Source organism: Pseudomonas sp. NMS19W (genome assembly GCF_051554255.1).
In the GTDB taxonomy this organism is placed as follows: Bacteria; Pseudomonadota; Gammaproteobacteria; order Pseudomonadales; family Pseudomonadaceae; genus Aquipseudomonas; species Aquipseudomonas kribbensis.
In genome coordinates this window covers 5766042-5779577 of record NZ_CP136718.1, presented here as the reverse complement: position 1 = coordinate 5779577, position 13536 = coordinate 5766042, and the positions used below count along the sequence as shown (strand labels likewise).

The window sequence follows — 13536 nt, the reverse complement described above, 5'->3', positions numbered from 1 at the left end:
CAGCAGACACCCCAGTCCATGTGGGAGCGAGCTTGCTCGCGATGGCGACAGGTCAGGCACTACTTCTCTCGGGTTGCACAAGGAAATGGATGACATGGACAGCTACATCCGCTGGTTTCAACGTTTCATCTGGCTCGGCATTGCGATGAACATGGTGTTCGCGATCCCGGCGCTGTTCGCGCCGGGGTTGCTGACATCGGTGGTCGGCCTGCCGCCGCAACTCTCCGACCCGTGGCTGGAAAACGCCGGGATGCTGCTGGTGGGCATCAGCGTTTTCTACATGCCCTCGGGCTTCAACGCGCCGCGCTACGTGGTGCATTCCTGGCTGTGCGTGCTGACGCGGCTGATCGCCGTGGCGTTCTGGATCTACCTGATCGACACCAGCAGCCAGGGTTCGGTGTTCGTGCCGATGCTGATGGGCGACCTGAGCTTTTTCCTGATCCTCGGCATCCTGCTGTACCTCGGCACCACTCCTGAAAACCGACCACTGGCGCTGCTCTGTGACGGCTGGCGCGAATGGCGGGCGGCGTGGGCGCGGCATTGGCAGAACCACGCGTTCAAGGTCGGCACGCTGGTAGTGGTCGCGCTGTTGGCGTTCATCGGTTACCAGACCTGGTATCAGATGCTGCGGGTGGTGCCGGAGCAGGAATATGCCTCCGACGAAGATCACTACAAATACGCCGCCATTGGCCTGGGCATCGAAGCGCGGATTCCGTATTACCTGTTCTCCGTGCTGCCGCAGATGTGCCCGGAGAAGATGCCGAAGCCCGGCGGCTGGGAAGTCTTCGGCTTCCTGTTCGAGAACGGCAAGGACCTGCCGATCGGCATGGCCAAGCGGCAGATCGGTTACCCGACTGTCGAGCCGAACTGCGCGCTGTGCCACACCGGTTCCTACCGGGCGAATGCCAGCGACGTTGCGGTCAATGTGCCGAGCGCACCAGCCAACACCCTGCAACTGCAAGCCTTCCAGTGGTTCGCCTACGATTGCGCCAGCGACCCGAAATTCACCACCGACGCGGTGATGGCGGCGATCAACAGCAAGTTCCAGCTCGGTTTTTTCGAGCGGCTCTACAACCGTTACCTGATCATCCCGATGGCCAAGACCGCGCTGCTCAAACAGAAGCAGGCCTACGCCTGGCAGAAGTTGCGTCCGCCGCAGGGGCCGGGGCGTACCGACACCTTCAACCCGACGAAAATGGTGGTGTTCGGCTTCCCGGATGACTCGACCATCGGCACCGTCGACCTGCCGCAAGTGTGGAACCAGAAACCCCGGGAATCGATGTACCTGCACTGGGACGGCAATAACAACAAGATCCACGAGCGCAACTACGCCGCCGCGATGGCCGTGGGTGCGACGCCGGAATCGGTGCTGCCGCCGAGCTTCAACCGCGTGACCAACTGGCTGCTCGGGCACAAGGCACCCGCGTGGCCGTGGGCGCTGGATCAGGCCAAAGTCGCCCAGGGCAAACCGATCTGGGAAGCCAATTGCGCCGGTTGCCACGACTTCGGGCGCGCCGACACCGGGCAGGTCACCACCAACATCGACCAGCTCGGCACCGATCCGCATCGCCTCGACTCGTTCACCACCGGGTTGGTGGCGGCGTTCCACACCTTCAAGAAACCGCCGTTCGATTTCGGCGCCTACCGCAAGACCCAGAGCTACAGCAACACACCCACCGACGGCATCTGGCTGCGCGCGCCGTATCTGCACAACGGCTCGGTGCCGACCCTGTGGGACTTGCTGCAACCACCGGAAAAACGTCCGCAGGTGTTCATCACCGGCTCTGACATCTACGACCCGGTCAATGTTGGTTTCGTCACCAGTGGCGCCCAGGCCAAAGCCTCGGCGGACTTCAAGTACGACACGCGCCTGGAGGGCAATCACAACACCGGTCACTTGTATGGCACGACGCTGTCGGACGACGACAAACGCGCGCTGATCGAATTCATGAAAACCCTGTGAACCCTTACGGATAGAGGATTACACCATGTCAGCGGTCGGTAACCTGAAGCATGAATACGACAAGGTCAAAGTACGTCTGCACGGCTTGATCACGCGAGTGGAAATGGCCTGGATGAAGCTCATCAGCGAACTGGAACCCGAGGAGTTCCAGGCCATCATCAAGTTGCTCCAGCGTGGTCATGATCAGGCGCAATACGTGCTGAAAAACGGCGAGTTGCCGGATGACGAGCCGGCGGTGCCGTGGGAGTTGTCCCACGGGTTGTCGATCCTGCGCATCGGCAATGCAACGCCGTTGCCGCAGTCCCCTGATCAACTGCAAACCAAAGTGCTCAAAGACGGCACGTTACTGGGCTGCCGCAAGTGGGAACTGCTGGACCTGCTGTGGAGCGAGGCGCTGCTCAAATGGATCGAAAACCTGCGTCACCACGCGACCTTCGGCACCGACCCGGCGCTGGTGACCATGGATCGCGAAGTGACGTTGGCGATTGCCGGCGACTGGGGCACCGGGCCGTTCAACAGCCATGCGCCGGCGGTGTCGGTGGCCAACCAGATGCAACTGGCCAATGCCGACTTCACCATTCACCTGGGGGATGTCTATTACGCGGGCACTCACTCCCAGGAAGACACCGACATGTCCGGCTGGCCGATGGGCACCCACGGCTCGTTCACCCTCAATTCCAACCACGAGATGTACAGCGGCGCCCACGGTTATTTCAAGGAACTGGCCGCGCGTTTTCCGGGGCAGCAGGGCACCAGCTACTTTGCCCTGATCAACGACGACTGGCTGATTGTCGGGCTGGATACGGCCTATGCCTCGGACGTGTTGAACCTGTACATGGACGGCACGCTGAACGAACCGCAGATTGCCTGGATGAAGGGCTTGCCCAAACGCAAAAAACTGATGGTGCTCAGTCATCATCAGGGCTTCGATATCACCGGGCACAACAAGACCGCGCTGTATCAACCGGTGTGCGATGCATTGGGGCGGGAGCCGGATTACTGGTACTGGGGGCATCTGCACAACGGCATCGTCTATGCGACCCAGGGTGGGTTGCATGCACGCTGCGCCGGGCACGGGGCGATTCCCTATGGCACCACCAGCGAGTTGAACGGACATTCGCGGGTGCTCTTTTCGGAGACGAAGGATGCGAACGATCCGGACTATCCGCTGCGGGTGTTGAACGGGTATGCGAAAGTTAGGCTGGACGGGGAAAATATTGTTGAAGAGTTCATCGCCGAGAATGGGGAAGTTCGCTGGCGATCAATCTAGTGTATTTAATTTAAGTGCGCCCGGTTGGGCGCATTTTTGTTTTTCAAACTTATAACAACATTCGGAACTATATATTAGATATACGAATTGTTTGATTTTTCGGTTAATAAGTTGCCGGCAGTCATTCGGTTGTCGGAACTTTTGTCATGGAAAATTGAACGATGTTTACTATCAAGAAGACAGTGTTGTTGCTGGGGCTGCTGAGTGCCCAGCTTGGATCTTTGTCGTTAGTGTCTGCCGCCGAGACGGCGCCCGGAATCAATAACTTCAAGAAGCCATTCAACGAATACTCATGGGTCACTGCACACAATGGTTATCTCGATGACATGCGCACTCAGCTTAACCGAGGTGTGCGTGGTTTCATGCTGGACCTGCATCCCGGAAACCTGCAGGGCGGGGCCGATGTTTATTTGTGTCACACCGGTGAAAAAGGTACTTGTGACGTACGTTCGGACATGAAATTTGCCGATGCGTTGAACAACGTGTTCCTGCCTTATCTGCGCAGCAATCCCAACGCCGTCGTGACGTTGTTGCTCGAAAATCTTGTGGAAAGGAATGCTTTCAATGAAGCGATGAATCGGGTGCCTGGCCTGGCTGACTGGGTATTCGACCCCAAAGCCTATTCGAACACCCGGACGTGGCCGACACTTGAACAGATGATTGGCAGCGGTAAGCGACTGGTCATTCTCAGCGACCGAAATGCCGGTGAGTACATGGTCAACGGCAAGGTTGTCAGTGTTCTGCAGGACAATCAATGGGAAAGCCAGAACCATTGGGATCTGGGCGTTACGACGGTCAAGCATGACTGGAGTTGTCCATCGCGCTGGACGAATTACTATCCGACCGTGGCCGCCTCTGGATTTACTCAATGGCCAAGGTTGTTCGTGATGAACCAGTTTCACGCCTGGGGTGCAACAGCGCAGCACGCCGGTGACATGGATAACAACCTGACGTGGCTTGAGCGTCGAGTCGATAACCATTGCGCAAGCGCATTGGGCAAACGCACTGCGCCGAGCTTCATGACGATCGATTTCAACCAGGTCGGTGACGCGTTTCCCTATGCGGCTGCACTGACCCAGGGTGGCTTCTACTTTTATGAGAAGAACCATGCAGATAAAACCGGTGACACTGTATGCGTGGTTCCGGCAGGTCAGGATCTCGACTTCAAGTTGCCAGCGCGAGGCTGCGAGAACGATGAAGCCAGATCGCTCGAATTACGCGGAATTGCCAAAGGTACTCGCCTAAGTGTTTATGACTCGGCCGATGGTAATGCCAGAGACGACCATGCTTATATTGATGTCAAACGCGACATTGGTATGGATGAGTCGGTAAAGCTGGGTAGTTTCGAGTCTAATTTCGAGAATGCCGATATTAAGGTCACGTTTGTCAGGAATAATGGTCTGGACGGGAAAATATCGCGTATCACGATTGGCAAGACTCCGCCGCCTGGAGACTTTCGTGACGCCAATGTTGTTTTGTACGAAGGTAATTCGGCCAGTCAGAATATTGTATGCAACGTAGCCTTGACTCGAGCCTACACCTTTGACTTCGGTGGGAGCAGCGGCTGTAAAAACGATGAAGCAAGATCCGCCAAAATTACAAAGGCCAAGGCCGGTACCAGTTTCATGGTCTACGGAGATAAAGGTGTTAAAGAAAACCAGGGCTACGCCCGTGTGGATGTTTTAAGGGATATCACTTCCCCCGTGGTGGTGGGCAGCTTCGAAAAAAGCTACGACGGTGGTGCCTATCGCGTCATTCGGGGTGGTCCCGGCAACCAACTGGACGGCAAGGTATCCAGCATGAGGGTGATCATGCCGTAACAGGGATTAGTCAATGCAAAGCCCGCAGCGTCCGGTGACGTCTGCGGGCTTTTTGCTTGAATGGCTTCGACTCAACCCTGTACCGGCACGCCTTTGAGGTACGGCGCAGGCTCGGCGCCGAGGTTGCTCAGCATCCGCTCGCTGTACCAGTCGACGAAGTTGACCACGCCGAACTCATAAGTCTTGGAGTACGGCCCCGGCTGATACGCGGTGGAGTTGATCCCTCGCTGGTTTTCTTCCGCCAGGCGACGGTCCTGATCGTTGGTCGCGTCCCACACCTTGCGCATGCGCTCGACGTCGTAATCCACGCCTTCGACCGCATCCTTGTGCACCAGCCACTTGGTGGTGACCATGGTTTCCTGGGCGCTGATCGGCCACACAGTGAACACGATGATGTGGTCGCCCATGCAGTGGTTCCACGAGTGCGGCAGGTGCAGGATGCGCATCGAGCCCAGGTCCGGGTTTTTGATCCGGCCCATCAGTTTGGCGCAGCCCTGCTTGCCGTCCATGGTCATCGACACGGTGCCCTTGAGCAGCGGCATGCGCACGATGCGATTGCGCAGGCCGAAGCTGGCGTGGGCGTAAGGGATCTTTTCGGCTTCCCACGCGGCAGCAGAGGCGGCGACGTGGTCCTTGAACGCCTGGTCGGCGCGCGGGTCGGTGACGTCGTCCCACTCCAGCAGGGTTTTCAGCAATTCCGGGTGCGAACCGTTGCAGTGGTAGCACTCGCGGTTGTTTTCCAGCACCAGTTTCCAGTTGGCCTTTTCCATCAAGGTGGTGGTAATCGCCACCTTGGTGTTCTCCATGTCGTAGGGTTCCATGTAGTGGTTCAGAGTCGACAGGAAGTCATCGATGGCCGGCGGGTTCTCCGCCAGGCTGATGAAGATGTAGCCGCCGGCGGTCTTCACGTTCACCGGTTTGAGGCCGTACTGCTTCATATCGAAATCGGCGCCCATTTCGGTGCCGGCGAACAGCAGACGACCGTCCAGCTCGTACGTCCACTGGTGGTAGTGGCAGACCAGTTTGGCGACCTTGCCCTTGTCGCTGGTGCACAGGCGCGAGCCACGGTGGCGGCAGACGTTGTGGAACGCATGCACCACGCCTTCGGCGCCGCGAATGACGATGATCGGGTTCTTGCCGATCTGCAGGGTGATGTAGTTGCCCTTGGCCGGGATCTCGCAGGTCATGCCGGCAATCAACCACTCTTTCTGGAAGATCTCCTGCATGTCGATATCGAACAGGCGCTCGTCACTGTAGAACGGTTGCGGCAGCGAATAGGTGCGCTCGCGCTCCTGCAGCATTTGCGCGGTGGCCTTGCGTGCGGGTTCCAGCAGGTCGCCCAGGCTGAGTTTTGCGGTGTCCATCGATGAATTCCTCAAGGCCATCTGCGTGGCCGCGAAAGTGGCTGATCAGGGTTGCAGCGCAAGGTGTAAAGAATCTGTTTGTGTTGGGGCGAGTGTGGGGCCGCCGCTGCCCGGAACCTTATCCATGGGCGACATGGTGCAATCTGTTCCCGACGCGTAACCCCCGGTGGTTGGGGGCTGGTCGCGATAAGTATGTGAATGTCGCGGATAGGTAAACGGGCCGTTCGCGCTATACGCAGAATCGCCACATGAAGGCCGACAGTCGGCCGTGGAGAACAGCATGTCGAACAGCTTCCTGAATCCGGTCACCACCCAGACCTGGGCCAATGGCCGACACATCGTCCGTTGCGTCAAAGTCATCCAGGAAACCTGGGACGTGCGCACCTTCTGTTTCATGGCCGACCAGCCGATCCTGTTCTTCTTCAAGCCCGGGCAGTTCGTGACCCTGGAGCTGGAAATCGAAGGCCAGCCGATCATGCGTTCGTACACCATCTCCAGCTCGCCGTCGGTGCCGTACAGCTTTTCGGTAACCATCAAGCGCGTGCCGGGAGGCAAGGTGTCCAACTGGCTGCACGACACCCTGCACGAAGGCCAGGAGCTTGCGGTACACGGCCCGGTCGGGCTGTTCAACGCCATCGACTTCCCGAGCCCGAAAGTGCTGTACCTCAGCGGCGGCGTCGGCATCACCCCGGTGATGTCCATGGCGCGCTGGTTCTACGACACCAACGGCAACGTCGACATGACGTTCATCCACAGCGCCCGCTCGCCCAAAGACATCATTTACCACCGCGAGCTGGAACACATGGCGTCGCGGATCGACAACTTCAGCCTGCACCTGATCTGCGAGAAGCATGGGCTGGGCGAGCCGTGGGCCGGCTATCGCGGTTACCTGAATCACAAGATGCTGGAACTGATGGTGCCGGACTTCCTTGAGCGCGAAGTCTTCTGCTGCGGCCCGACGCCGTACATGACGGCGGTCAAGCGCCTGCTGGAAAACGCCGGCTACGACATGAAGCGCTATCACGAGGAATCCTTCGGCGCCACGCCACCGGAAGCCCGCGCCGACGCAGTGGAACAGGCCGAACAGGCCGCCGAAGCACCGGAAATCCCGGCGGCGGATCTGCACCGGTGGAGTTCACCTCATCGGACAAGAGCATCCGCGTGGCCCCTGGCGAGACTGTGCATGCGGCAGCGGCCAAGGTCGGCCTGATGATCCCGAAAGCCTGCGGCATGGGGATCTGCGGGACGTGCAAGGTGCTCAAGCTCGGCGGCGAAGTGGAGATGGATCACAACGGCGGGATCACCGAGGACGACGAGGCGGAGGGGTACATTCTTTCTTGCTGCAGCGTGCCGAAGGGGGATGTGCGGATCGAATACTGATCGGCGGTGGGGCGGTCTCCTGCGCCAGGCCTACCCCCTCACCCCAGCCCTCTCCCGGAGGGAGAGGGAGCCGACCGAGGTGTCTTAAGTGATCCATCGACCTGAATGATCGGGTCGATTATGGATTCGGTATTTTTTTTCCAGGTCGGCGTAATCCTTGAGCATCCCCTATCAGTCCCCTCTCCCTTTGGGAGAGGGTTAGGGTGAGGGGGCTTCACGGACACACTGATCAATCCACAAACAAATCCGTCATCAACTTCGCATCACTCCCCGGTTCAAAGCGGTAATGATCGAACTCGGTCACGCCGCTCTCCCGCAAGATCTCCTCATCGATCAACAACCGCCCGGTAATCCGCCGCTCGCTGCTACTCAAAATCACATGCGCCGCATCCGCCATGATCTGCGGCGTGCGCGCATGCTTGAACGACTCCCGGTTGCCCAACTGAAATTCGATCGCCGCCGTGGCGATCATGGTCTGCGGCCACAGCGAATTGACACTTATCCCGTAGTTGGCGAATTCCTCGCTCATGCCCACCGTCAGCATGCTCATGCCGTATTTGGTCACGGTGTAGGGGCTGTACTGGGCGAACCATTTGCTGGCCATGTTCAGCGGCGGTGACAGGTTGAGAATGTGTCCGCCTGACTTTTTCAGATAGGGCAGGGCTGCCTGGCTGCAGAGCAGGACCGCACGGGTGTTGATCTGGTGCATCAGGTCGAAGCGCTTGAGTTCGATGTGTTGCACGCCTGTCAACTTGATCGCCCCGGCGTTGTTCACCAATGCATCAATGGCGCCGAAATGCTCGTTGGCCTGGGCCAGCGCCTGACGCACGGCCTCTTCCTCGCGCACATCCAGCTGCAGGGCCAAAGCCTTGCCGCCAGCCGCTTCGACTTCCGCCGCGACACTGTGAATGGTGCCGGGTAACTTGGCGTGGGGTTCGGCGCTCTTGGCGGCGATCACGATATTGGCCCCGTCCCGCGCAGCCCGCAGCGCAATCTCGCGCCCGATGCCACGGCTGGCGCCAGTGATGAACAAGGTTTTGCCTTTTAGCGACATGCGCAAGCTCCTGCTTATTGTTATGTGAGCGATGGCTCGACAGACAATGTAGACGATGGAGCTGAAACGGGAGGGAGGAGCTGTGGCGGGGGAGCAGGCTCCCGCGCCACGGGGAGGCGATCAGGCCGACATGACTTCGCGAATGTCGCGGGCCAGTTCACGCACGCGTTCTTCTTCGGTGTCCCACGAGCACATGAAGCGGGCGCCGCCCTTGCCGATGAAGGTGTAGAAGCGCCAGCCGCGAGCGGTCAGGGCGGCGATGGCCGGTTCCGAGAGTTGCAGGAACACGCCGTTGGCCTGGACCGGGAACATCAGTTCCACGCCCGGGATGTCGCTGACCAGTTCCGCCAGCAATTGCGCGCAGTGGTTGGCGTGGCGGGCGTATTTGAGCCAGGCGTCGTTTTCCAGGATGCCGACCCACGGCGCCGACAGGAAGCGCATCTTCGACGCCAGTTGCCCGGCCTGTTTGCAGCGGTAGTCGAAGTCTTCGGCCAGTTTATGGTTGAAGAACAGGATTGCCTCACCCACCGCCATGCCGTTCTTCGTGCCGCCGAAGCACAGCACGTCGACGCCGGCCTTCCAGGTCAGGTCCGCCGGCGAGCAGCCGAGGAATGCGCAGGCGTTGGAGAAGCGGGCGCCGTCCATGTGCAGGTTCAGGCCCAGTTCCTTGCAGGTGTCGCTGATGGCGCGGACTTCTTCCGGGGTGTAGACGCTGCCGACTTCGGTGGCCTGGGTCAGGGTCACGACGCGCGGTTTCGGGTAGTGAATGTCCTGGCGCTTGAGGGCGACTTCGCGGATCGAGGCCGGGGTGATCTTGCCGTTTTCGGTGCCGGCGATCAGCAGTTTCGAACCGTTGGAGAAGAATTCCGGTGCGCCGCATTCGTCGGTTTCGACGTGGGCGGTTTCCGAGCAGATCACGCTGTGGTAACTCTGGCACAGCGACGACAGCGCCAGGGAGTTGGCGGCAGTGCCGTTGAAGGCGAAGAACACTTCGCAATCGGTCTCGAACAGCTTGCGGAAATAATCGGAGGCGCGTGCTGTCCACTCATCGTCACCATAGGCGCGCTGGTGGCCGTGGTTGGCCTGTTCCATGGCAGCCCAGGCTTCGGGGCAGATACCGGAGTAGTTGTCGCTGGCGAATTGTTGGCTCTTGTCGGTCATGGCCGGCTTCCGTGATCGAGGCGCTTGTGGCGCTTCGTGGGGTCAATGATGGTGCGCACTGTACCGAAGATCATCCGGGGAGCACACGGGATGTCGCTGACAGAACATTACAGGGATGCGCGCCGATTATGCACCTGAGCCGGCGCGACGGCGCACTCGATCTGCTCAAGTGGCTGGCGCTGCTGAGCATGCTGCTCGATCACCTGCGATATGTCGGGATCAGCGCCGATTGGCTGTATGTGCCGGGGCGGCTGGCGTTCCCGTGGTTCTGCCTGGCGATGGCGGCGAACCTGGCGCGGGACGGCGCGCGCAAGACCGAATGGCGTTATCTGGGCTGGTTGCTGCTGTTCAGTCTGTTCAGCGAGATTCCCTACCGTTTGTACGTTCCCGATCCCGACACCTTGAACGTGATGCCCACGCTGGCGCTGGGTTTGCTGGTGGCGCGGGGCTGGCAGGATCGGGCACTGATTTCGCGATTGCTGGCTGTCGGCGCCTTGCTGGTGGCCGCGTTGTTCCCGGAGCGACTGATGTTCGGTCTGTTCGGCGTCCTGCTGCCATTGGCGATGTTGCTGGTGTTTCGCAAACCCTGGTATTTCAGCCTGCTGCCGGGGCTGGTGTGTCTGGCGGCGAATCAGTGGCAGGTGCTCTTCGAATCCGCGCAGTTCGGCAACCGTGTGGCGGTCCTCGGCATTGCGACCTGCCTGATTGCGCCGCTGTCCGGAATGTTCCTGTTGCGACATGCCACTTTCCTTCGCGCGCCACCCCTGCGGCGCTGGGCGTATGCGCTCTATCCCGCGCATTTCCTCGTTCTTCTGGCCTTGCGCCAGCTGCTTGTTTGAGTCCGTCGCTGTCGCCATGTCGTAAACGCACCTTTGCGTGGCGTCCGTAGGCATTTGACCTCCCTGCGCCGGCCATACCATCGGCATCAAAGGGCACTGCCAACATAGCCAGTGCCTTACCGAGACGAATGGCGCACAGATGCCGCTGGGAGAGACGCGATGTTCAGCAAGCAAGACCGGATCCAGGGTTACGACGATGCACTGCTGGCGGCGATGAATGCCGAGGAGCAACGTCAGGAAGATCACATCGAGCTGATCGCGTCGGAGAACTACACCAGCAAGCGCGTCATGGAAGCGCAAGGCAGCGGCCTGACCAACAAGTACGCCGAAGGCTATCCGGGCAAGCGCTACTACGGTGGCTGCGAGCACGTCGACAAGGTTGAAGCGCTGGCCATCGAACGCGCCAAGCAACTGTTCGGCGCCGATTACGCCAACGTCCAGCCGCACTCCGGTTCCTCGGCCAACAGCGCGGTTTATCTGGCATTGATCCAGGCTGGCGACACCATTCTCGGCATGAGCCTGGCCCACGGCGGTCACCTGACCCACGGCGCCAAGGTGTCGTCCTCGGGCAAGCTGTACAACGCCGTGCAGTACGGCATCGACACCAACACCGGCCTGATCGATTACGACGAAGTCGAGCGTCTGGCCGTCGAGCACAAACCGAAAATGATCGTCGCCGGTTTCTCGGCCTACTCGAAAACTCTGGATTTCCCGCGTTTCCGTCAGATCGCCGACAAGGTCGGTGCGCTGCTGTTCGTCGACATGGCTCACGTCGCTGGTCTGGTGGCTGCCGGTCTGTACCCGAACCCGCTGCCGTATGCCGACGTGGTGACCACCACCACCCACAAGACCCTGCGCGGTCCCCGTGGCGGCCTGATCCTGGCCAAGGCCAACGAAGAGATCGAGAAGAAGCTCAACGCGGCGGTATTCCCCGGCGCCCAGGGCGGCCCGCTGATGCACGTCATCGCCGGCAAGGCCGTGTGCTTCAAGGAAGCGCTGGAGCCTGGCTTCAAGGCTTATCAGCAACAAGTGATCGACAACGCCCAGGCGATGGCGAGCGTCTTTATCAAACGTGGCTACGATGTAGTGTCCGGCGGCACCGACAACCATCTGTTCCTGGTCAGCCTGATCCGTCAGGGCCTCACCGGTAAAGACGCGGACGCCGCTCTCGGTCGCGCCCATATCACCGTCAACAAGAACGCCGTACCGAACGACCCGCAGTCGCCGTTCGTCACTTCCGGCCTGCGCATCGGCACCCCGGCGGTGACCACCCGCGGCTTCAAGGTGGCGCAGTGCGTGACGCTGGCCGGCTGGATCTGCGACATCCTCGACAACCTCGGCGATGCCGATGTCGAGGCCAACGTCGCCCAGCAGGTTGCGGCCCTGTGCGCAGACTTCCCGGTTTATCGCTGAGCGTTCTGGAGTAAATGACTATGCAACGCTATTCGGGCTTCGGCCTCTTCAAGCACTCCCTCAGCCACCACGAAAACTGGCAGCGCATGTGGCGCACGCCGACCCCGAAAAAGGTCTACGACGTGGTCATCGTCGGCGGCGGCGGGCACGGTCTGGCGACTGCCTACTATCTGGCGAAAGAGCACGGCATCACCAACGTGGCCGTGGTCGAGAAGGGCTGGCTGGGCGGCGGTAACACCGCGCGCAACACCACCATCGTTCGCTCCAACTACCTGTGGGACGAGTCGGCGCACCTGTACGAACACGCGATGAAACTGTGGGAAGGCCTTTCGCAAGACCTGAACTACAACGTGATGTTCTCCCAGCGCGGCGTCTACAACCTGTGTCACACCCTGCAGGACATTCGTGATTCCGAGCGTCGGGTCAGCGCCAACCGCCTCAACGGCGTCGACGGCGAACTGCTCAACGCCAAGCAAGTCGCGGACGAAATTCCGTACCTCGACTGCTCGAAAAACACCCGCTACCCGGTGATGGGCGCAACCGTCCAGCGTCGCGGCGGCGTGGCCCGTCACGATGCCGTGGCGTGGGGCTTTGCCCGTGCCGCCGACGCCCTCGGTGTGGACCTGATCCAGCAGACCGAAGTGATCGGTTTCCGCAAGGAAAACGGCGTGTGCATCGGCGTTGAAACCAACAAGGGTTTCATCGGCGCCAAGCGCGTCGGCGTGGTCACCGCCGGTAACTCCGGACACATGGCCAAACTCGCCGGTTTCCGTCTGCCGATCGAATCCCACCCGCTGCAGGCGCTGGTGTCCGAGCCGATCAAACCGATTATCGACAGCGTGATCATGTCCAACGCCGTGCACGGTTACATCAGCCAGTCCGACAAGGGCGACCTGGTGATCGGCGCCGGTATCGACGGCTACAACGGCTACGGCCAGCGCGGTTCGTATCCGGTGATCGAGCACACCATCCAGGCCATCGTCGAGATGTTCCCGGTGCTGTCGCGGGTACGCATGAACCGTCAGTGGGGCGGCATCGTCGACACCACGCCGGACGCCTGCCCGATCATTTCGAAAACTCCGGTACCGAACATGTTCTTCAACTGCGGTTGGGGCACCGGTGGCTTCAAGGCCACACCGGGTTCGGGCAACGTGTTTGCCGCGAGTCTGGCCAAGGGTGAAATGCACCCGCTGGCCGCACCTTTCTCCATCGACCGTTTCCACAACGGTGCGTTGATCGACGAACACGGCGCTGCGGCTGTCGCCCACTAAC

At 60.2% G+C, this 13536-nt stretch carries 9 protein-coding genes and 1 pseudogene; 7 read left to right on the top strand and 3 right to left on the bottom strand.

Features of this window, described 5'->3' with window-relative positions; translation table 11 throughout:
• Positions 1–94 precede the first annotated feature (94 nt).
• The 3 genes from R1A29_RS26540 to R1A29_RS26530 all read left to right on the top strand — a co-directional run bounded on the left by R1A29_RS26540 (position 95) and on the right by R1A29_RS26530 (position 5053).
• Positions 95–1963 carry a hypothetical protein gene (locus R1A29_RS26540; RefSeq protein WP_248742244.1) on the top strand — a complete coding sequence of 623 codons (1869 nt, stop codon included), beginning with the start codon at positions 95–97 and terminating at the stop codon, positions 1961–1963.
• Positions 1964–1988: 25 nt separating this feature from the next.
• Complete coding sequence (locus R1A29_RS26535; protein ID WP_438300003.1) at positions 1989–3233, top strand: metallophosphoesterase family protein; 1245 nt, start codon at positions 1989–1991, stop codon at positions 3231–3233.
• A 161-nt stretch (positions 3234–3394) separates the two neighbouring features.
• Positions 3395–5053 carry a hypothetical protein gene (locus tag R1A29_RS26530; RefSeq protein ID WP_438300002.1) on the top strand — a complete coding sequence of 553 codons (1659 nt, stop codon included), beginning with the start codon at positions 3395–3397 and terminating at the stop codon, positions 5051–5053.
• 71 nt (positions 5054–5124) lie between these two features.
• Here R1A29_RS26530 and gbcA read toward each other — a convergent pair whose 3' ends face one another.
• A complete protein-coding gene (gene gbcA / locus R1A29_RS26525; protein WP_438300001.1) occupies positions 5125–6417 on the bottom strand; it encodes a glycine-betaine demethylase subunit GbcA in 1293 nt (430 codons plus the stop codon).
• A 280-nt stretch (positions 6418–6697) separates the two neighbouring features.
• Between gbcA and gbcB the strand changes: the two are divergent.
• Positions 6698–7797, top strand: a pseudogene (gene gbcB / locus R1A29_RS26520) (glycine-betaine demethylase subunit GbcB).
• 229 nt (positions 7798–8026) lie between these two features.
• Here the strand turns inward: gbcB and R1A29_RS26515 are convergent.
• The gene (locus R1A29_RS26515; RefSeq protein WP_438300000.1) at positions 8027–8851 is read right to left on the bottom strand and encodes an SDR family oxidoreductase; all 825 of its coding nucleotides are present in this window, start codon (positions 8849–8851) and stop codon (positions 8027–8029) included.
• Positions 8852–8971: 120 nt separating this feature from the next.
• A complete protein-coding gene (locus R1A29_RS26510; RefSeq protein WP_007959802.1) occupies positions 8972–10012 on the bottom strand; it encodes a threonine aldolase family protein in 1041 nt (346 codons plus the stop codon).
• Between the two features lie 128 nt (positions 10013–10140).
• Here R1A29_RS26510 and R1A29_RS26505 point away from each other — a divergent pair, with 128 nt between their 5' ends.
• The 3 genes from R1A29_RS26505 to R1A29_RS26495 all read left to right on the top strand — a co-directional run bounded on the left by R1A29_RS26505 (position 10141) and on the right by R1A29_RS26495 (position 13535).
• Complete coding sequence (locus R1A29_RS26505) at positions 10141–10851, top strand: TraX family protein (RefSeq protein ID WP_438299998.1); 711 nt, start codon at positions 10141–10143, stop codon at positions 10849–10851.
• A 159-nt stretch (positions 10852–11010) separates the two neighbouring features.
• On the top strand, positions 11011–12264 hold the full coding sequence (gene glyA, locus R1A29_RS26500; protein ID WP_085709159.1) for a serine hydroxymethyltransferase: 1254 nt from the start codon (positions 11011–11013) through the stop codon (positions 12262–12264).
• Positions 12265–12284: 20 nt separating this feature from the next.
• Positions 12285–13535, top strand: coding sequence for a sarcosine oxidase subunit beta (locus R1A29_RS26495; protein ID WP_003206307.1), 1251 nt, complete (start codon positions 12285–12287; stop codon positions 13533–13535).
• The last annotated feature ends 1 nt before the right edge of the window (position 13536 follow it).

Coding starts and splice junctions, on each gene's coding strand:
- R1A29_RS26510 (WP_007959802.1), bottom strand. CDS start 10,012: ATGACCGACAAGAGCCAACAATTCGCCAGCGACAACTACTCCGGTATC.
- R1A29_RS26495 (WP_003206307.1), top strand. CDS start 12,285: ATGCAACGCTATTCGGGCTTCGGCCTCTTCAAGCACTCCCTCAGCCAC.
- R1A29_RS26515 (WP_438300000.1), bottom strand. CDS start 8,851: ATGTCGCTAAAAGGCAAAACCTTGTTCATCACTGGCGCCAGCCGTGGC.
- R1A29_RS26530 (WP_438300002.1), top strand. CDS start 3,395: ATGTTTACTATCAAGAAGACAGTGTTGTTGCTGGGGCTGCTGAGTGCC.
- R1A29_RS26505 (WP_438299998.1), top strand. CDS start 10,141: ATGCACCTGAGCCGGCGCGACGGCGCACTCGATCTGCTCAAGTGGCTG.
- gbcA (WP_438300001.1), bottom strand. CDS start 6,417: ATGGACACCGCAAAACTCAGCCTGGGCGACCTGCTGGAACCCGCACGC.
- glyA (WP_085709159.1), top strand. CDS start 11,011: ATGTTCAGCAAGCAAGACCGGATCCAGGGTTACGACGATGCACTGCTG.
- R1A29_RS26535 (WP_438300003.1), top strand. CDS start 1,989: ATGTCAGCGGTCGGTAACCTGAAGCATGAATACGACAAGGTCAAAGTA.
- R1A29_RS26540 (WP_248742244.1), top strand. CDS start 95: ATGGACAGCTACATCCGCTGGTTTCAACGTTTCATCTGGCTCGGCATT.